This window comes from Agitococcus lubricus (assembly GCF_003051055.1).
GTDB lineage: Bacteria > Pseudomonadota > Gammaproteobacteria > Pseudomonadales > Moraxellaceae > Agitococcus > Agitococcus lubricus.
Window position 1 is genome coordinate 1 of the sequence record NZ_QAON01000012.1, and the last position, 19,583, is coordinate 19,583.

Annotated in this window: 15 protein-coding genes and 3 pseudogenes; 13 read left to right on the plus strand and 5 right to left on the minus strand. The window is 41.4% G+C overall.

All coding sequences use genetic code 11. The features are described 5' to 3' along the window. Both C8N29_RS11645 and C8N29_RS11650 read right to left on the minus strand, forming a co-directional pair. Positions 1-221 (minus strand): annotated as a pseudogene (locus C8N29_RS11645) (hypothetical protein); the annotation flags it as partial. A gap of 140 nt (positions 222-361) precedes the next feature. After that, positions 362-1,546 (minus strand): tyrosine-type recombinase/integrase, encoded by a 1,185-nt coding sequence (locus C8N29_RS11650; RefSeq protein ID WP_107866241.1) that lies wholly within the window; start codon positions 1,544-1,546, stop codon positions 362-364. Positions 1,547-2,059: 513 nt separating this feature from the next. Here C8N29_RS11650 and C8N29_RS11655 point away from each other — a divergent pair. After that, on the plus strand, positions 2,060-2,473 hold the full coding sequence (locus C8N29_RS11655) for a c-type cytochrome (protein WP_107866242.1): 414 nt from the start codon (positions 2,060-2,062) through the stop codon (positions 2,471-2,473). 51 nt (positions 2,474-2,524) lie between these two features. Here C8N29_RS11655 and C8N29_RS11660 read toward each other — a convergent pair whose 3' ends face one another. Further along, positions 2,525-3,637, minus strand: a complete 1,113-nt coding sequence (locus C8N29_RS11660) for a ferritin-like domain-containing protein (protein WP_107866243.1) — start codon at positions 3,635-3,637, stop codon at positions 2,525-2,527. A gap of 176 nt (positions 3,638-3,813) precedes the next feature. On the opposite strand from C8N29_RS11660, the gene C8N29_RS11665 reads away from it, so the two are divergent. Together C8N29_RS11665 and C8N29_RS11670 are read left to right on the plus strand one after the other, a co-directional pair. Next, positions 3,814-4,125, plus strand: coding sequence for a BolA family protein (locus C8N29_RS11665; RefSeq protein ID WP_107866244.1), 312 nt, complete (start codon positions 3,814-3,816; stop codon positions 4,123-4,125). A gap of 2 nt (positions 4,126-4,127) precedes the next feature. Further along, entirely contained in the window at positions 4,128-4,505 is a 378-nt protein-coding gene (locus tag C8N29_RS11670; protein ID WP_107866245.1) for a SirB2 family protein, read from the plus strand. A 41-nt stretch (positions 4,506-4,546) separates the two neighbouring features. Here the strand turns inward: C8N29_RS11670 and C8N29_RS11675 are convergent, their stop codons facing one another. Beyond that, on the minus strand, positions 4,547-6,523 hold the full coding sequence (locus C8N29_RS11675) for an SDR family oxidoreductase (RefSeq protein ID WP_107866246.1): 1,977 nt from the start codon (positions 6,521-6,523) through the stop codon (positions 4,547-4,549). A 595-nt stretch (positions 6,524-7,118) separates the two neighbouring features. Between C8N29_RS11675 and C8N29_RS11680 the strand changes: the two genes are divergently transcribed. After that, positions 7,119-7,922 (plus strand): ParA family protein, encoded by an 804-nt coding sequence (locus C8N29_RS11680; RefSeq protein WP_107866247.1) that lies wholly within the window; start codon positions 7,119-7,121, stop codon positions 7,920-7,922. Between the two features lie 29 nt (positions 7,923-7,951). Here C8N29_RS11680 and C8N29_RS17320 read toward each other — a convergent pair. Continuing rightward, a pseudogene (locus C8N29_RS17320) lies at positions 7,952-8,596 on the minus strand (lytic transglycosylase domain-containing protein); the annotation flags it as partial. 601 nt (positions 8,597-9,197) lie between these two features. Between C8N29_RS17320 and C8N29_RS11690 the strand changes: the two are divergent. The 9 genes and pseudogenes from C8N29_RS11690 (at position 9,198) to C8N29_RS11730 (ending at position 19,582) form a co-directional block, all read left to right on the plus strand. Next, on the plus strand, positions 9,198-10,424 hold the full coding sequence (locus C8N29_RS11690; RefSeq protein ID WP_107866248.1) for a nucleoside recognition domain-containing protein: 1,227 nt from the start codon (positions 9,198-9,200) through the stop codon (positions 10,422-10,424). 20 nt (positions 10,425-10,444) lie between these two features. Beyond that, positions 10,445-12,202, plus strand: a complete 1,758-nt coding sequence (locus C8N29_RS11695) for an ATP-binding response regulator (protein WP_146164461.1) — start codon at positions 10,445-10,447, stop codon at positions 12,200-12,202. Between the two features lie 169 nt (positions 12,203-12,371). Next, positions 12,372-12,950, plus strand: coding sequence for a LuxR C-terminal-related transcriptional regulator (locus tag C8N29_RS11700; protein ID WP_107866250.1), 579 nt, complete (start codon positions 12,372-12,374; stop codon positions 12,948-12,950). An 84-nt stretch (positions 12,951-13,034) separates the two neighbouring features. Continuing rightward, positions 13,035-15,371, plus strand: a complete 2,337-nt coding sequence (locus tag C8N29_RS11705) for a hypothetical protein (protein WP_107866251.1) — start codon at positions 13,035-13,037, stop codon at positions 15,369-15,371. A 146-nt stretch (positions 15,372-15,517) separates the two neighbouring features. Next, positions 15,518-16,444 (plus strand): tRNA 2-thiocytidine(32) synthetase TtcA, encoded by a 927-nt coding sequence (ttcA, locus tag C8N29_RS11710; protein ID WP_107866344.1) that lies wholly within the window; start codon positions 15,518-15,520, stop codon positions 16,442-16,444. 160 nt (positions 16,445-16,604) lie between these two features. After that, positions 16,605-17,534: a hypothetical protein gene (locus C8N29_RS11715; RefSeq protein WP_107866252.1), complete on the plus strand. Its 930-nt coding sequence runs from the start codon at positions 16,605-16,607 to the stop codon at positions 17,532-17,534. Positions 17,535-17,676: 142 nt separating this feature from the next. Beyond that, complete coding sequence (locus C8N29_RS11720; protein ID WP_107866253.1) at positions 17,677-18,525, plus strand: class I SAM-dependent methyltransferase; 849 nt, start codon at positions 17,677-17,679, stop codon at positions 18,523-18,525. A gap of 65 nt (positions 18,526-18,590) precedes the next feature. Continuing rightward, positions 18,591-18,680, plus strand: a pseudogene (locus C8N29_RS17195) (DUF2256 domain-containing protein); the annotation flags it as partial. Beyond that, the gene (locus C8N29_RS11730) at positions 18,677-19,582 is read left to right on the plus strand and encodes a type II secretion system F family protein (protein ID WP_107866254.1); all 906 of its coding nucleotides are present in this window, start codon (positions 18,677-18,679) and stop codon (positions 19,580-19,582) included. The pseudogene C8N29_RS17195 and the gene C8N29_RS11730, both read left to right, overlap by 4 nt. The last annotated feature ends 1 nt before the right edge of the window (position 19,583 follow it).

Here is a 19,583-nt window from a genome sequence, read left to right on the forward strand (position 1 = left end):
CCCCCAAGAAAGCCACCTAATAACGCTCCTGCAAAACCACCGACCACCGAACCGACAGGGCCAACCACTGCACCAATAGATGCTCCAACTCTTGCTCCGTTAAATGAAGCAGATGCGCCACTAGCTGCTCCTGCAACCGTACCAACAGCACTGCCAGTCTTTTTAGCCTTATTTAAAGTATCGACCTGATACGACAAACAATATGGACAACGCATAGTCATGATGATGAATCCTATAAAAGCATAAAGCCCCATACCACCGACGTGATATGAGGCTGTATAAGGTTTGGAAGAAATGAGTGTGATGTACTCAGGTGAGTAATATATATTTGAATTTTTTTGGGATAAGGGTTAAGACTTTGTTATACAGTTAACTCACAATAATCAGACCAAGCCTGCATTAACTTAGAACGTTTGACTAATAAATCACCGCGTTGATAAGCGGCTTCTGCTTTGTCTTTAAGCTGATGAGCTAAAGCATGTTCAATAACTTCTCTAGGAAAGGAGGTTGTTTCAGCTGCCCAATCTTTAAAAGTTGATCTAAATCCATGAACGGTAATGTCTTTATGTTCCATCCGACGCAGCACGGCCAGCAAAGTAACATCTGATAATTTATCACCTTTGACGGAAGGAAAAATATAATTTGAGTTTTCAAATTTTGGAATTGAATTTAAAAGATCACAAACTTGGCTAGATAGCGGAACACGATGTTCTTTACCAGCTTTCATTCTATTTGCAGGGATAGTCCAGATTTTAGATTCTAAATCTATTTCAGACCATTCAGCACCTCTTACTTCACCAGAGCGCGCTGCTGTTAGAATAGTGAAGTGTAATGCTAAAGATGAAATACCTTTGCGTTGACGTAATGCAGCCATAAATTTTGCCATATCACGATAAGGTAAGGCAGGGTGATGTTCTGTATTTTGTACTTTGTCAGGTGAGGGAAGTATTACATCTAAATGACCTTTCCAGCGTGCTGGATTGTTACCTTGTCTATAACCTCTAACAGTTGCCCAATCAAGTATTGCTTCTATACGTCCCCTTAGACGACTTGCCGTTTCATTTTTAGTGTTCCAGATTGGCTCTAAAACTCGTAATACTAAAGATAAATCAATATCAGAAACAGATAAATTACCAAAAACAGGCATGGCATATTTTTCAATAGTGTTTGTCCATTGGCTAGCATGCTTTGCATTTTTCCAGCCTGACCGTTGTGTTTCTATGTATTGCATAGCACAGTCTGTAAATGTAATAGATTTAGCAGCAAGTAACATATTTCGACGTACTTGTTCTTCCTTTTGCTCAATTGGATCAATTCCTTGCGCGATGATTTTACGATACTCATGCGCTTTCGCTCGTGCCTCTGCTAATGTACAGACATCAACGGAGCCTAGACCCATTGAGCGAGCTTTGCCATTAAGCATAAATCTAAATATCCAACTCTTACCACCGTTCTTGATTTGCAACCATAATCCCCCTCCGTCACCATACATTCCTACTTGGTTTAATTTAGCCACTGTTGTTGCTGTTAGTTTATTAAGTGCCATTTCTTCTACCTACAAAGTTTCTACCTACAAATATACCCACAAATTATTCGTAGATTTAAATAAATTGTAACAGACGTTAATGGATTTTTTATGTTTATAATATATTGTTTTTTATAAGATAATTTTTTATTTTGGATGTTTTTGGATGGATTTTAAGCGGACTCTCTCTCCGCCAGATAAATAAAAAGCCCATGAAAAATCATGGGTTTTTTTATGCCTGATATTTTTATCTATAAGCCTTCGAATAAAAATGGATTAAAGGTGTATGGCTTAGTCCTCATGCCGATTCTACTCTAAAACGCATGGCATGCTTTGCCCTTATAGAATTTACGGTTATACTTCTGTCCGCTTGAAATGATGTGCAATTAATGAGATTCATTTCGTAAGTAAGTTCGTACAAATTAGGTTTGTATCAACTTACGTAAGATTTTTGACAACTTATTTAAAGTCTTATTTCGACTACATGTGTTGATATTGTAGTCACCTAATGTCCTATGCTTTGTGAGGCGTTCTGTGAAAAAACTAACTCTGCTTGCTGCAATTATTGGTTTAGGCTTGTCGGCTAATTTGTCTGCCAAAGAAGACCAATCCTCTATCATTGAGCGTATTAAGCCCTATGGAAGCGTGTGTGTACAAGGTAAAGAATGTGCAGTCAAAGTGCCTGTGGCAGCAGGTGCGCCAGCACCTGGTGCAGCTCCCCGTTCTGGTGAGCAAATTTATACAGCAGTTTGTGCAGGCTGTCATGGTGCAGGCGTGATGGGTGCGCCTAAATACGGTACCGCAGACTGGGCACCGCGTAAAGCAAAAGGTAAGGCTACTTTATATGAGCATGCGATAAAAGGTTTTAATTCAATGCCTGCTAAAGGGGGTTGTGCCGCTTGTTCAGACGAAGAGATTAAAAACGGTGTTGACTATATGGTTCAATAAACATCGTATATGAATCGAATATGGGAGAAGCTCGCTTCTCCCAACCTTAGTTCATGCTGCCTTTTGTGGCTGTGGGTCGTTATATAATGGTTCACTTAAACTGACCCAATCAATCTCACCGTCACTGACTAAATTTTCATATTCTAAAATACCGAGTGCTTCAAACTTAGGTCTGACGGTCTCAGTCAACAAACCAATACGCCCTAAATTAGGAATGATGCGGGTAAACAAAAACTTATTAAAGTATTGCATCACACTAGAGTCTAGCATGTGCCGACGACCTGCCTCTACATCCCAACCAAATTCTGCAAATACTTCGCTGGCAATTAGACGCTCACGCATGACTACACAGGCTTCATAAGCAAATTGAGCACGTTCTTCAATTTCTTCTTGAGAAAGATGTTTAACAATATACTCTAAGTAGTTGACTCCAAAGGTCACATGCCGTGCCTCATCACGCGTCACTAGATAAATAATTTCTTTGAGTAACGGGTCAAGACAGGTCATACGCATGGTATTAAATGCGGCTAATGCTAATCCCTCAATGACAATTTGCATGCCGATAAATTTTAAGTCCCAGCGGGAGTCTGCTAAAATTTTGTCGAGTAACAGTTTAAGATGCGGTGTGATGCTATACATCATCTGTAGTTTTTCTTGTAAATAACGGTTAAACGTCTCTACATGTCGTGCTTCATCAAAGGTTTGTGAAGATGCATAGAGTTTGGCATCAAAGGTTGGTGCACAGGAAACGAGTTGTGAGGCAACTAATAACGCCCCTTGTTCTCCATGCAAAAACTGCGATAAGGTCCATGCTTGATAGTGCCACGCAAAACGTAGTTTTTCGGCGTCAGACATGGCTTCAAATGGGGCATAACCGGCAAAAGGATTAAAAGAGGGGTCGGAAGGGTATTGTTCTTGAGAATAGTTTTGTGACCAATCAAGGTCAAACTCCTGATTCCAGTTTAACTCTTTACCGAGTCGATAAAGTTTGCGAATACGACCATCTACCGAGCTGTAATCCCAGTTATAGCTGCCTGTAATAGGGCTATGAAAAATTTCTACAATATCTTGGATGTTATCTTCATTGAGTTTGCTGGCAATGTCATCGGCATCTGGAAAATAACGAATGCTGTCTGGCGTTTTGGCGGTGACGATAATGGACATAAAAATTCGCTCCTCAACGTAAAGTGCTTAGCACACCAAATAGAATATATTGTGTTCTTAAGCGTTATTATTATTTGGTACTATAGTGCCATATTGAATGGTATAGACTATGTTTAGACAAAGTGCAAATTTATTTTGTGTTAAACTGAAAAAAACATGATATGAGTGAGCGACAGATGCAACGACAACAATTGATTAGCCAACGCTTAACGCAGGCTTTTGCCATTAGTCATTTAGACGTGATTAATGAATCCCATAATCATCGCAGTGCCCCCAATGCAGAGACTCATTTTAAGTGTGTGATTGTCAGTACAGATTTTGTTGGCAAACGCGCAGTACAAAGGCATCAGGCGGTTTATGCCTTATTACAAGATGAGATGGCTAAAGGCTTGCATGCGCTTGCCTTACATACCTATACCCCCGAAGAATGGGCAGCTATTGAGCAAGCACCTGCAAGCCCAGCGTGCCAGCATAAAAAGGGAGGTTAGACATGAATACTTACATGTTAGTAAAACATTTGCATTTGCTGGCGGTTGTCTTGAGTGGTTTATTTTTTATGGTACGTAGTGTGTGGGCATTACAACAATCCCCTCAGTTACAAGCCAAATGGGTGCGTATTAGCCCACATATCATTGATACGGTACTGTTATTTTCAGCGATGACGCTCTTAGTGTTGTCTAATCAATTTCCAGTGTGGGTACATGTAAAACTGACACTCTTGGTTGTTTATATTGGTTTGGGACTAGTTGCGCTGAAAAAAGCGAAAACACAAGGCCAGCGTTTAGTCTTTATCGTACTAGCAATGGCGGTATATGGGTTTATTATCAGTGTTGCAGTGACTAAATCCCCCTTAGGTCTGTTGAGCTAGGCTTGTAAACTCCTCCTGTGACACAGGAGGAGTCTTAATAATTACCAATGTTGTCCTTGTAAGACATTGGCTAAGACAATCGCGGCGGCTGACGGTTTTTCTTCACGTACCCCTCGTGCTGCCGCAGAGGAAGGGAAGAGCTTAAAGCCTAAACTCAAAATGGCATCGTTAATCTTTGGCCAAATGGCATAAGATAGCTCTGCGGTTTGCCCAAGTGGTGTTTTAATCCGTTTAGGTTTGCTGACGATGGCCTTAATAATTAAATTAGCGGCTTGGTCTGGCGTGTAAGTCGGTACATAGTCATACATTTTGGTCGGTGCAATCATTGGCGTGCGTACCAAGGGCATATAAATAGCGGTTGTTTCGATATTGTATTGACGCACTTCTGCCGACAAACAACGGGTAAATGCATCTAAAGCGGCTTTACTGGCTACATAGGCCGAGAAACGTGGTGCATTGGCCAAACAACCAATTGATGAAATATTGATAATTTGCCCTTTGCGTGCGGCTTGCATAGAGGGCAATAACCGCATAATTAAACGAATAGCACCAAAGTAATTTAGTTGCATCGTGCGTTCAAAATCGTGAAAACGGTCAAAAGATTCGACTACGGCACGACGAATGGAGCGGCCTGCATTATTGATTAAGATATCAATATGACCATGTTCTGCGAGCACTTGCTCGGCAAGCTGGTCAATCGCTTCCATATTTGTAAGGTCACATGGGTAAACAAAGGCGGTACCCCCGATTTTACGAATCATGTCTGCGGTTTGTTCGAGTTTTTCAATACCGCGAGCGACTAAAAGAACATGTGCGCCAGATTTTGCCAACTTTTTGGCGACAGTCAAACCGATACCACTGGATGCACCTGTAATTAACACGGTTTTCCCTTTGACGACTTTGAGTGCTTTAGAGGCCATAAACGCACTACTATCTAAATACCACTCCCAATAGTCCCATAATTTGTCGGCATAGCTTTCTAAGCGAGGGCATTCAATATCACTGCCTTTGAGTGCATGACGTGCTTGTTTATCGTCAAATTCAAACTTGTTAAAAGCATAGGTTAATGTAGAAACAGGCGCGCCAATCGCCTTAGAAATAGTATGGGCTAAGTCGCTAACGGCAAATTTATCAAACAGTGCTTTGGCTTTATGAGGAACTTTAATATCAGGTAAGTCAAAACTTTTAGCAAACTCAGGACCATGAGCCGCTTGTAACATAATTTGCATGAACTCACCCACGGTAGGAGCAGGGTGCTGTACTAAACAAAAAGCACGGCCATCTAGGCCTGTTTTATGGGCAATATAGTCAGTCGCATCAGCCACATAATTGACGGGGCATAAAGGCATTTGTCCGCCTGTGATGCCTAACAAAGGTAACCATTTAGGCACATGGTCACGTAAACGTTGTAACATTTTGAAGAAATAGTATGGGCCATCAATTTTATCCATCACGCCTGTGTTGGAATCACCAACAACCATCCCCGGTCTATAAATTCGATAAGGCACTGTAGACTCTTCGCGGACAATTTTTTCGGATATAAATTTACTCCGATAATAAGGATGGCTAAAACGCTGGCCTTCATCAAACATGGACTCATTGAAGACGCCTTCCCACTCTGTGCCTGCAACGGCAATTGAGCTCATGTGATGTAAACGCACATCACCGCCCAGTTGATTACAAAAGTTGACAACATGACGCGTGCCTTCATTATTGATGGCTTCACCTTCGGCTTCGGACATGTTCATGTCATAAATTGCGGCTAAATGAAACACATGGTCAATGGTGCCTTTAAGTTTGGCTAAATCGCTATCGCTGACTAACAGAGGTTGAGAAATATCGCCATAAATTGGAATCAGTTGTTGCTCTGTTGCCCCTAACTCATCCATTAAGTCGAAAAATTTGCCTTGAGAAGACTTTCGGCAGAGTAAATAGATAACGGCGTTGTCACGTTTGAGTAAACGTTCAACCAAAAAACGACCAATAAAACCTGTCCCACCCGTGACGAAATAGTTCATTGTCTTAACCCTCAGCTGGTGTGCAAATTAGCCTAATGTGATGGCGACATTAGACTGTTTTATAACCACAATTTTTGTGTGTGATTTGTGTGTTGCAGCGATTATAGAGGACAATGTTGTAGAATAAGTATTCTAATCTTTGGTCTTTCCGACGAATAAATGTAAAAAGACGTAACTATTTTTAGAGTAAAAAATCTAATTTTTTCTGAGGTTTAGGTGATGAAACAGAAAAATTAAACGTTATCTGCATGTTCATGTAGGATGAGCACAGTTGTGCTCGTTCAGTGCAACCCAAACTTACCATGTGTAAATATGTTGATTTGGGGCACAGAGTCAAAGCGCATAGGTTAGCGCGTCTTTTCATCCAGTAAATTCAGCGCTTAGCAAACGCTATATCTAGGGAATGACTGATATCCATTTCAGAAAAAAGGTGAAGTCTAGTGAGGGTATCGTTACAATCGATAGGCGGAGTGATTGATGCTTGAGCTGTGTGTACGGATATGTCGCCAATACCGTGATGATAAGCAGGCATCCGTATGAAGTAGATAAAAATTTCATCTGCCAACGAAAATGTAAAATTTGTAATTAGCTTAAAATGAGGGGAATTAACGTGCGTCGTGTGGTTTTTAATCAAAAGGGTGGTGTGGGTAAATCCAGTATTACAGTGAATTTAGCCGCAGTGAGTGCGAGTAAAGGCTTAAAAACCTTAGTGCTAGATTTAGACCCGCAATGTAATGCCAGCCAATATTTATTGGGCGAGGTTGCAGAGTATGCGCCAGATAAAGCCGAATTGCAGCCAAATATTGGCCAGTTTTTTGCTCAAACCCTCTCCTTAAAAGGGCGAGAAAAACCACTCTCTGAGTACGTGCATCCTACGGCATTCGAGAATTTACATGTCATTCCATCTAATCCTGAATTAGGTGAAATTGAACATTTATTACAAAGTAAACATAAAATCTATAAATTGTCTGCCGCCTTAAAAGAAATTAGCCGTCAATATGACAATATTTTTATTGATACGCCGCCTGCATTTAATTTTTATACTTTATCGGCCTTAATTGCGTCTGAGCGTTGTTTAATTCCGTTTGATTGTGATGCCTTTTCTCGACGTGCCTTATACACCTTGTTGGAAAACGTGGGTGAAACGCGTGCCGACCATAATGCCGATTTAGAAGTAGAAGGCGTGATTGTAAACCAGTTTCAACCGCGCGCCTCTTTGCCTACGCAGTTGGTATCAGAGTTAAAAGAAGAAGGCTTGCCCATTATGTCCACTTATTTACCTTCATCGGTGATTATGAAGGAGTCACATCAAAAAAGTTTGCCCTTAGTGTATTTAGCGCCACAACATAAATTGACAGAACAATTTATCGCCTTATTTGCGGAGTTAAAAGACGACTAATTCAAACTTAAACGCTCGCCATTGCCACCATATAATTTATTGTAACGACTTATCACACGGCGTACATAATCTTGGGTTTCGGCAAAAGGCGGTATGCCTTTATATTTATCGACGTTGCCTTCGCCTGCGTTGTAAGCGGCGAGGGCAAGTTCTAAATTATTTTGAAAACGATTCAGTAAAAAGCTCAAATATTTAGTGCCACCGTGAATATTTTGTTTAGGGTCATAAACATCCGCGACATCAAAACGTCTGGCGGTGGCGGGCATCAGTTGCATCAAACCTCTTGCGCCAGGTCCAGAGCGTGCGGTTGGGTTAAAACCAGACTCGGTATGGATGACGGCTTTGACTAGACCTTTATCGACGCCATACGTATTGGCTGCATCAGCGATAATACTGTCAAACGCATCGCGGTTTTTGCTAAAGCTAGGGCGAACTGCGCGTTCGTCACTGCCCCAATTCGTATATTTATGAACATTCGTATCTGCAAACCAAGTGACTTTTTCTAGTTTGGTATAACGGTTAAAGTCTTCACCCCGCGGACGCTTGTGACTATCGACCACATTCGTAAATAAGATGTTACCGTCAGCATCACGAAATTTATAAATATTACCTGCCTCCACATGGGTGCAGGCGAGTAATAGTAGGCTGAACAGTGGTAATCCTTTGGTCATCATCGTTTAGGTCTTTATGATTTATTTTCGCCTATTTTCGCCTAAGTTCTTTAATATAGACAAGTTTTTTTATGTCAATATTTTTTAAAATTTAGACATAATTTTTGATGCTATTTGATTAAAAAATATACATATTAAAAAGGCTGTTTAAGCATTACGCAAGTCAAGCGTTTTTTTATAAAAAAATTGATTGTGACAGTATTGTAAAAATTAAGTTATTGATTTTAATAAATATTTTTTTATTGAGTAAAAAATATACAATTTGAGCGCAGCCCTTGATACTTATAGCTTTGCCTGTGTGCCTACCTGAGTTATCCACAGACTTATCCACAGATTTTGTGGAAAACTTTTTGAAAAAGGAAGTACGAATAAATTGTTGAATTAGTCAGCAATTAAGTGTGTGAACTCTGTTTTTTGCTGAATTAAACGTCTTTATGGCGTTGACAAAATTATTTATCTTGTAATTGTAATGTCATCTGTCTGACAAGAGGTTGTGAGTCGCATTTTATCTTAGCAACTTGGCCTAAAGTTTAAGTTGCCTGCGTGCATGGACACGATACACTTGTCGTCTTTCGCAGAAGCTAATTCTTAGGCGGCATTTATTATGTTGAATCGTGTATGGCCAGCACTTTTTTTACTGGCTTTTTTTAGTTGTATTTATCAGGCCATCAATGGTCATCCCGAAGTCTTAGCTGCCACCGTAGAAGCCTGTTTTAAGACAGCCAAGAGTGCTGTTGAGATTTCTTTAGGCTTAGTGGGGGTTTTATGTTTTTGGTTGGGGCTTTTTCAGATTGCTGAAAAAAGTGGTTTGACCGATAGGTTGGCTTGGGTATTAACCCCGCTATTTCAACGTTTGATGCCAGAAGTTCCCAAAGGGCATCCTGCCATTGGTTCGGTGACCTTAAATATGGCGGCTAATATGTTAGGGTTAGATAACGCAGCTACACCGATGGGACTCAAAGCGATGCGTGATTTACAGACGCTAAACCCTAACCCCGAAGTAGCCACCAATGCACAAATCTTATTTTTGGTCATCAATACTTCTTCAATTACCTTAATTCCTGTCAGTGTGTTTGTGTACCGTGCGCAAATGGGCGCTGCTGAGCCTGCCAGTGTATTTTTACCTATTTTGCTCACCACGGCGGCCTCGACCTTAGTCGGTTTATTGACTGTTGCATGGATTCAAAAGTTAAAACTTTTTGACCGCGTTGTTTTGGCTTATGCCGCCGCTTTTGCCTTATTTATGGCTGTGCTCATTAGTTTGGTTGTCGGTTTGCCACCTACGGCCTTAAGTGAACGCTCGGCTTTAATTGGCAATTTAGCTATTTTTGCGGTGATAGTGCTGTTTTTATTAGCAGGTTGGCGTAAGCAAGTACCGCTCTATGATGCCTTTATTACAGGGGCAAAACAGGGCTTTGAGTTGGCAGTCAATTTGATACCTTTTTTGGTGGCGATGTTAGTCGCCATAGCAATGCTACGAGCCAGTGGGGTATTAGATGCGTTTTTATCGGTTTTAGCGATGGGTTTTTCGTGGTTAGGACTGAATACCGACTTTGTACCTGCCTTAACTACTGCCATTATGAAGTCCTTTTCGGGTAGCGGCGCACGTGCCATGATGCTAGAAACCATGCAAACTTATGGTGTGGATTCGTTCCCCGCTTTGATTGCCGCGATTATACAAGGGTCTAGTGAAACGACCTTTTATGTTTTGGCGGTTTACTTTGGCGCGGTCGGTATTCGTTATGAGCGTTATGCCTTGGCCTGTGGTTTATTAGCCGATTTTGCCAGTGTCGTGGTGGCGATTTTGATTGCCTATTGGTTTTATCATTAGATAAGTCAGAGGGCTTGTTTGTGAAACTGAAGCTATTTAATCATCACAGTTATCAACTCTCTTTTTGTCGAGAGATGTTGACGATAGGCATCGAACAAACACGCCCTTATTTATCCTTAGTACTGGCTGTATTGGCAATTGCTTTTGGACAATACCCTCTACTCAATCAACAAACGATGACGCTATGGGTGATAGCTGCCATCCTTGTCATGCTCTTAGGTTTAGGTTTTAAGACTTATTTTAGTGCTCAGCGTATTCAACAGTTGGATTTAGTAGGCTTAAGACGGGCAGAGTATGGTGGTTTTGCCTACAGTGCCGTGGTTGGTTTGTTGTGGGGAAATAGCAGCGTATTGCTCTTGCCACAACAGCTCGACCACAACCTGATTATTACGATGATTTACTTGGGGGTTTGTGCGGGTGCAAGTTCAATCGCAATTTTTGGTTTAGCACATTTGTTAGTGGGGTCAATCTTTGCATTGACATTTTTTGTTGCACGGTTTCCTGTTGTGTACCCCGATTTTTATGGCCAACTGATATTTCTTTTTCTGATTTTTCATGCCGTTATTTTACGTATGGCATGGGAACGTAATAAAATTATTGTCGCCAATTTGCTTCTTAATATAGAAAAAGAACAATTACTAGCACAACAAGCCTTAGAAGTTGCTAACGCCAAACAAGCGAATTTAGAAAAATCGGCCTTTTTAGCGGCGGCCAGCCATGATTTGCGTCAACCTGTGCATGCGTTAATGTTGTTAGGTCATGCGCTCAAATTACGCTTACCGACGGGCGAAAATGCAGAATTGATTCAACGCATGTTGGAGGCAGGACAGGCCTTGGCAGACCAGTTTAATAATTTAATGGATTTGTCGCGTTTAGAAGGCGGGGTTTATCAATTAAATAGCTCAACTGTACCACTTGCTGAGTTTGTCTATCGTTTATTAAGCGCGCAACAGCAAAGTGCACAACAGCAAGGCATTCAGCTTAAAATACATATATCTAAGTTGTTGTTAAATAAAGCCGTGATGATAGACAGTGGTTTGCTAACCCGTATTTTAGATAATTTATTGGGAAATGCGATTAAGTTTTCCAGTGCTCGACATAAAGTATTAGTTACCTTCAAGTATCAACACGGCCAACTGAATATTCGTGTCTATGACCAAGCGATGGGTATTCCCATCGAACAACAACAACACATATTTAAGCCGTATATTCAATTACATAATCCGACCCGTGACCGCGCCAAAGGCATTGGTTTAGGGTTAAGTATTGTGCAAGAGGCGGTGCAGCTCTTAGGTGGACGGGTGATATTAACTTCAACGTTGGATAAAGGCAGTTGTTTTAGTGTCAGTTTACCAGTCAGCTTGGTTGAGATACCGCCTAAAATAGTCAGCCATAAAATGGATTTGAGAGTGATAGGTAAAAGTCTAGAAGGTAAAGTCTTATTATTGGTTGAAGATGACCCGATGTCGGCACAAGCCTTGATGACATGGGCTAAAGATTGGGGGCTGAATGTCTACCATTATACTGACCCGCGTCAGGTGAAGCCTGAGTTAAGACCAGATTTAATTCTATCGGATATACGATTGCCCAGTGAGTGGGATGGCATTCAATGGTTAAGTGAATGGTTAGATTGGTGGCCCAATAGCCGAGGCGTATTGGTATCGGGTGAATTATTAGCAGAAACACATCAGCGTGCCGAGCAAGAGGGTTTATTGTTATTGTCTAAGCCCGTTGCGCCTGATTTGTTAGTACAAACTTTGGCAGGCTTGGTACGCTAATTATCCCCCCGTTAGAGGGGAGTCATTTAGTAATTCTCTTTTTTATACTAGATAGGGTAGATACGGTGTGAGTGTATTGACTAAGCACAACGACCAGTCTCTTAGACAAGCCACATCACACTATCCACAGACATTATTTAGAACAATGCCTGAATAAGCGAATAAGACCATGCGACTTTTGATTATTGATGACCATCCGATGACTTGTGCAGGCTTAAAAAGTCTCTTACAAGCCTATTATAGCCCTGTAGATATTGAGGCGCGTCACTCGGCGGTAGATGTTTTAGCGTTGGCAGCAGGTGCGGATTATATTTTTTTAGATATGCACCTACCAGATATGGGCTTTTTAGCGATGTTAGAGCTCTTGGCACCGTATATGTCACGGGTCATTTTGATTTCGGCAGCACCTGAGTTAGGGGCAGTTCAGCAAGCTAAAAATCGTGGTGCACGCGGGTTATTATTAAAAAATGCCGACGTGAATCATATCTTAGAGGGTTTTAAGCGTATTCAAGCGGGAGAAAAGGTCTTTGACGACATTGAAGCAGAAAGTACAGCCTATGTGGACATGCTCACAGAGCGTCAACGCAGTGTTTTTGATGCATTGCTGGCAGGACTATCCAATAAACAAATTGCCCGTGTATTAGCCATTAGTGAGCATACCGTTAAAGAGCATGTAACCGCGATTTTATCTATTTTTGGTGTACGAAATCGTCTCGAACTGGTATTGAGTCAGCAACATAAAGTATAAACCCTACTCAGGTAGGGAGGTTCTGCAGTCTAAGTTTGCGTATAAATATAAGATTCCAAGAAGCATGTCAAAGGAGCGCGTCTCATGTTGCAACCCAAGTTATTAGCCGTTGCCATTTTAGCCTCGTCGTTAGGTCTGGTTGCCTGTAATGATAATAATGATGCAGGTGCAAGTCCTAAAACAACATCTACGGTCACGACCACGACGATTACCGTGACGCCTTCATTGGGCAAAATTGTCAATGCACGAGTTATTTTACGTAATGTGAATGGTCAAGACCTTGCCCCCGCTAAAACACTCACGCCTGCCGATAATGGGGTTGCAAAATTTACGGTACCCATCAGTGCCTTGGCGCAACCCGTAGTCGCGGCTGTTTTACCCACATTAGCAGGTAAAGTGGATTATATTGATGAAGCACTCAATAATCAGATTTCTACCATTACCGTACCCGTGGCGGATGCCAACAAACCCATTTTGCGCTCTGCAGCCGTCGTCACCCAAAACGCGAATCTAGCCGTTACCGCATTAACAGAAGCCGCTGTCAAACAAGCCGAACAAGCGACAGGTGGTTTAATTAGTCAAAATATCAACGCGGCTAATAATGCGGTTAAAGACCAACTCAAACTCAATTTTAATATTAGCGAAGCACCAGAAGTGATTGGTCAAAATGAGCTGGCAAAACTGATTAATAGTGCCTTAGACCAACAACGTCGTGCTTATGCGGCGTATTTGGCAACGCTGGCGCAGCAAGCAAAACGCATGAATAGCACCAGTACCACACCTGCTTTCGATATGGCTAAAGCGCTCGCCCAAGACTTTAGCGATGGCACGTTTGATGCCAAAGTGAATCAAGTGGCTTTGGATTTTTATAGCACTAATTTTCTAACGGCATGGGTTAATTGGGTAACAACGGTTTACAGCCAGCTACTCAACTTTGCAACAGCCGCACAATTTAACTATTGGTTTGACCGTGTGAACGTCGAGCAGCCAACCGATAACACACCAGCTGTACCTATTCGTGTCGAGGATGGTGTAGAAGAATATGCCTGTAACGAGGCGGCTAAACTAAAATCTGGCACCAATAATAATCAGTTGAATATCAGTTTTGTCAATCAAACGGGTAGTCCGATGAATGTGGATTGGATTAACTTTACGGGGGCCTTACAAAACTATAGCCGCAACTTGGCCAATGGACAAACCTATACCATTCAACCCACGTTCTTGACGCACCCTTGGAAAGTCACCAACAATCAAGGTCAATGTTTAGGCGTGTTTGTGGCCAAAACGGCGACAGCAAAAACATTAACCTTTAAGGCAAATGAGGTCATTATTGGTACACCTGTGGTTGCACCCAATTGCTCAAATAAAGGCTTACCCTTTGCTGCCTTTAGTGTACTCAAGGAGTTTGCAGGCAGTTATGCGGTGGATTTGAATGGTTCAGCAAAAACCTTAAGCCTCAGTGCCAATGATACTTCAGCACAAATCACCTTAAATGGACAAAGCAAAAATCTGACCGAAATTTGTGGTAGTGCACAACCCTTAACCAATGGCACATCTTATTTAGGCTTGTTTAATGGCGGTGAGATTAATTTCTTCAAAACGAATACTAACCCAGTCGAGTATAGTACTGAGGGTTTAGATTTTACAGGTTCATCGGGTGTGTATTTTGGTAAAAAACAATCCACGACAACGCTGTGTAATTCTGAGGGGACAGACGATAAATTAGGTTTTATCAATGCGCCAGCAGATTTCTGTAGTTTTACGAGACAAAGTTCTATTGCTATCACGAGTCCTGACATCTACACCTTTGTCAATGCCGATGCCAATATCAAAATTACCCTGACAAATAATGCAATCACCTCTGTAGAGTTAGAAAATAATAAATACTCCTTTGCCTGTGGTATTGGTAATGGTACAGGCAATTGTGGTGGTTCAACCGCGATTAGTAGCGCTAATTTTAAGCAATTTACCTTTACTAATGTGGTTCTGACTGCTCAAAATGGTACAACTCAAAACTTGACTATTCGTAATGGTGCATTGATTCATCCCGTGACTACCGCGCCTACAAGTCCCATCCAATTAAGTGCCTGTACTGTGGCGACTAATTCAGTCGGTACAAACTGTGGTGCAGGTGTATTAGCCGACTTTAGTTATAGCTGGCGTAATGCGGCCAATAATAAAGCCTGTGCTATTACTAAAAATGGTGCAACCGTACGTGCAGAGAGTGACGGTAAAATAGCGATTGCAGAGTTTGATAACGGGGCGGGGGACACCGCGCAAGTGTCTAGCAATGCAGCACAAGCATTTGCTCAAAATGCTGATGCTTCACACGGCATACAAATTATTTTTAATGCCACAGGACAGGCGGTGATGATTACTTCTGTCGTAAACAAAGTCAGTTTTATCTGCGTGCCTATCTAAATGAATTGACCTAGTGAAGGCGGACTGAGTCCGCCTTTTTTATATGGTCGCATACAAAATAAGTAGGAGTCGCCTTTAGGCTCAAATGTTCAATAGCGGCTAATTCAGGTAAAATAATGTTTTATTTTTCCTTTGATTTTGTTGCCATGACTGTTGAAATTTTTGCTCCTGATGCCTTGCCACATGCCAAGCCTGCTCCTGTAGACGAGTCTTTAGTGGCAGACCCTAAAAGCCGAACAGAGTTTAATAAACTACAAAAACGCTTACGCCGTTTAACAGGGCAGGCGATTGCCGATTACAACATGATTGAAGACGGCGATAAAATCATGGTCTGTTTGTCGGGCGGTAAAGACAGTTATACCATGCTCGATATTCTGCTCAGTTTACAGATGAGTGCTCCTATTAAATTTGATATTGTGGCCGTCAATTTAGACCAAAAGCAGCCTAACTTTCCCGAAGATGTGCTCCCTAATTATTTGACAGCACGCGGTATTCCCCATTTTATTCTCGAAAAAGATACGTATAGTATTGTTAAAGAATTAACGCCTGAAGGGAAAACCTATTGTGCGGTTTGTTCGCGCTTGCGTCGTGGAAGTTTATACGGTTTTGCTAAAGAAATTGGGGCAACAAAAGTCGCTTTAGGTCATCATCGTGATGATATCATGGCAACCTTGTTTTTGAATTTATTTCACGGTGGCAAATTAAAAGCGATGCCGCCTAAACTGTTGTCAGATGACGGTGAAAATATCCTGATTCGTCCTTTAGCGTATTGTGAAGAAAAAGACATTATCGAATATGCACGTTATAAAGCCTTTCCCATTATTCCGTGTAATTTGTGTGGGTCACAAGAAAATCTACAACGTGCCATGATTAATGACATGCTGCGCGACTGGGGTAAAAAATATCCTGGTCGTTTAGAAAGTATTTTTACGGCCATTCAAAATGTTGCGCCATCCCAATTAGCCGATAGAGAACTGTTTGATTTTGTCAGTTTAAAAACCAACGCAAAGACGGAGTCAACCGCCAATCAGACTGACAATAAACGTTTAGAGATGGTGAATTTATTGCTATAGGGCGATAGCACTCTCAAATTTTATGTCATTGGGCGGCTTATCGTTTTTGATGAGTCGCCTTGTGTTGTAAATACCTAGATTAAATTAAGGGTTGTTACTGACAGTATCGTATTGATTTGCTATGTTAAATGATCGAATAGCCATGAAACATGAGGTTGATATGAGCGAACAACCAAAAAAAATCAGAAAAAAATTACTAAACAAAACCTTAAGTGCGGCTAACAAAGCCTTAGAAGTGGCTGAAGACTTGGTTGACATGGCGCAGGATACCGCCAAATCGGTTGTCGATGCGGCCAGCGATACGGCACGTAATACCTTACAGTTTACCGCAGACAGTGCTCAAACCTTGGTTCAATTAGCAGGTGGTGGCGCTAAAATGACAGCGCAACTGGCCAGTGATACTGCCAAAGCGGCAAGTCAGTTGGCACAAGAAGCAGCCTTACAAATGGCGCAAAACTATTTCAGTAAAACAACCTTAACGATTGCCGTCAGTGAATCTCAGCTCAATAAACAGTTGAGAAAGATGATAGAAAGCCATGATTATATTGACTTTATTAAAGTCGATTGTGAACGAGACCGTTTGATTGTCAGCTTGGATGGCCACTATCAGCGTTTGATTTGTACCTTGAGTTTATACTTTGATGTATTGGAGTGTAAGGTTTCGCATCAAGAGCAATTTTTAATGTTGCGGCACGTTAATACCAACATAGATACCCAGCTCCGCCAAGCCCGAAGTTTAACTAATTTTGCCTTACGCCGTGCAGCACGCACGACATCATTCGTATTGAAACGTTTACCTGAAAAAGTTGACCCTGTGAGTTTCTTTCTCAGCCGTGTTGATGGTTTTAGTCAAGAAGGCCCCTATTTGTGGCGTGTGGCATTACATAAAAACTTATTGATTGAGCTGTTGCAAAATCGTTCTTGGATTGTCGAAAAATTACTAAGTCTTACAGACCTCTCTGTTATACCAGGTCTCTCTCTCCTGTTAGACAGTGAAGATATGTTATTAAAATTGGCGAATCAATTTGAGATTCGTTCTCTACGTGTCATGCCTAATCGTTTAGATTTATTGGTCGGTATTAATACCTAAGGTGTACGTATAACAGGTCATTTGAGGCCATGCTGACCTGAGACAGTCCCCTAATGATATGGGTTTTTAAGTCTATTTGCGTTAGTTTCTCTCACAAGTATGGTATCTCTTCGTGAGTACGTTGATTGATTAGGAAAATATAATGACCGATATTGATAGCTCAAGTATTAGTTTTACTGCTTACTATACAGGTGAAGTATGGCGGCAACATGGTTTGTCTTCGGATATTTTTAAGACGAATACAGGAAAAACCTTGTTTTATTTGGGGCAACCTATCGAAAAGATCGCTAAAACCGTGATGGGTTTTTCGACACAAACAACCTTATTACAACGCCATCATATGATTGATTATGTGGTTAAAAAAGCGATAGAAGAACAAGGCGTGAGTCAAATTGTGGAAATAGCCTGTGGTATGTCACCACGGGGTGTGCGTTTCCGTCAGCAATACCCAGATTTGCATTATATAGAAGCGGACTTACCTGCCATGTTGGCGCATAAGCAACGCTTACTCACTGAACATGGTTTATTAAATGAACATCATCGTGTGGCATCAATCAATATTTTAGCCGAGGATAGTGCTGATGCCTTGGCGGTTGTTTTCGCTAAACAATTAGACCCTCAGCGCAAGACCTTAGTCATCACCGAAGGCTTAATTAACTATTTTGATTTAGCCACCATTAGTATTTTTTGGCAAAACCTAGCGCAAGCCTTAAAAAAATTTCCACAAGCAGGGTATGTGACTGATTTATATCCTAATTTCCCGTGGCATCCGATGACAAAGCTCATCAATGGTTTTGTCTATGGCTTGTCAAAGGCCACTAAAAGCCATGTCAGTCTACACTTTAAGAATGAACAAGCGATTATTGAAGGCTTTAAAGAGCTCGGTTTTGCTAAGACAAATGTCCATATTCCAGAAAGTTATTATGGCGTCTTGCCCATTCCCACACAACGTGTAGCCAGCTTGGTGAGAGTGGTTGAAAATTGGGTTTAATGATTGACAAAACAGACTTGCCTTCTAAACAATGTCCAGTGTGTTTGCATGCTTTTACATGACGTAAAAAATGGGTGGATAAATGGGATGAGGTTAAGTATTGCTCAGAACGCTGTCGTCGTAACAAATCGCAGACCCGCGTTGATATCACATGATTGACGTCCACCAATATCGCATTATTGCGACTTTATTAAGCTCTGGCCTGAGTCCACTCCAAACACTTGAACAATTAATTCAGCAAAACAGGACAGATAATCGGCTAAGCAAACGCTTAGTGTACTGTCAGTCTTTGCTGCAACAAGGCGCAAGTTTTGTACAAGCATGCCAACAAAGTCATCTCTTTAATCCTTACCAAGGCCAACAGCTCTTGCTAGCAGAGTTAGCAGGTAAATTGCCACAATCGTTAATAACGTTGGCAAATGAGCAAGAACAAGCACAGCAACGAACACAACGACTCAAAGCACAACTCGTATTATCACAAACCGTCATGCTCATTGCCTTAGCGGTGAGTGTAGTGCTGGCTTTATTTTATGGTCAATCCTTAGTTATGCAGTTGTTGGTGGCGGTTTGTGTGGTTATGGCAACACGGCTATTATTTCGCGTATTAAGCACAGACCACTTAGCGGTGATGGCATGGTTATGGCGTAGTAGGCTACTGTATCTGAGTAAAACCTTAGCCCGTTATTATGAATATTATTTTTGTAGTTTGTTGATTCAGCAATTAAGTGCGGGTATAGATGCCCAACAAGCGATTAAACAATTACAGGGTGTAATCGAGTCACCAACTTATAGAATACATGTTAGAAAAGCACTTAGCTTGTTGGAGGAAGGGAAAAGCCTGACGCTAGCACTGACTAAGTCGGAACTAATTCTTCATCCTGCACTAAAACAAATTTGGTCGATTGGTGAATATAGTGGTCGTTTAGAAAGTCATGTCCAACACTATTTAGCGACAGAGGCTCAGTATTTACGTTTGCTAACCGACAGTTTTTATACATGGCTACCGCGTTTATACTATGCCTTAACCTTAATTGTGATTGCCAAGTATTTGCTTTGAA

Excerpts from the sequence above, each read along its gene's own strand:
- C8N29_RS11675 (WP_107866246.1), bottom strand. The coding sequence starts at position 6,523 with ATGAACTATTTCGTCACGGGTGGGACAGGTTTTATTGGTCGTTTTTTG.
- C8N29_RS11650 (WP_107866241.1), bottom strand. The coding sequence starts at position 1,546 with ATGGCACTTAATAAACTAACAGCAACAACAGTGGCTAAATTAAACCAA.
- C8N29_RS11660 (WP_107866243.1), bottom strand. The coding sequence starts at position 3,637 with ATGTCCATTATCGTCACCGCCAAAACGCCAGACAGCATTCGTTATTTT.
- C8N29_RS11690 (WP_107866248.1), top strand. The coding sequence starts at position 9,198 with ATGTTGAATCGTGTATGGCCAGCACTTTTTTTACTGGCTTTTTTTAGT.
- C8N29_RS11700 (WP_107866250.1), top strand. The coding sequence starts at position 12,372 with ATGCGACTTTTGATTATTGATGACCATCCGATGACTTGTGCAGGCTTA.
- C8N29_RS11680 (WP_107866247.1), top strand. The coding sequence starts at position 7,119 with ATGAGGGGAATTAACGTGCGTCGTGTGGTTTTTAATCAAAAGGGTGGT.
- ttcA (WP_107866344.1), top strand. The coding sequence starts at position 15,518 with ATGACTGTTGAAATTTTTGCTCCTGATGCCTTGCCACATGCCAAGCCT.
- C8N29_RS11715 (WP_107866252.1), top strand. The coding sequence starts at position 16,605 with ATGAGCGAACAACCAAAAAAAATCAGAAAAAAATTACTAAACAAAACC.
- C8N29_RS11705 (WP_107866251.1), top strand. The coding sequence starts at position 13,035 with ATGTTGCAACCCAAGTTATTAGCCGTTGCCATTTTAGCCTCGTCGTTA.
- C8N29_RS11665 (WP_107866244.1), top strand. The coding sequence starts at position 3,814 with ATGCAACGACAACAATTGATTAGCCAACGCTTAACGCAGGCTTTTGCC.
- C8N29_RS11730 (WP_107866254.1), top strand. The coding sequence starts at position 18,677 with ATGATTGACGTCCACCAATATCGCATTATTGCGACTTTATTAAGCTCT.
- C8N29_RS11670 (WP_107866245.1), top strand. The coding sequence starts at position 4,128 with ATGAATACTTACATGTTAGTAAAACATTTGCATTTGCTGGCGGTTGTC.
- C8N29_RS11720 (WP_107866253.1), top strand. The coding sequence starts at position 17,677 with ATGACCGATATTGATAGCTCAAGTATTAGTTTTACTGCTTACTATACA.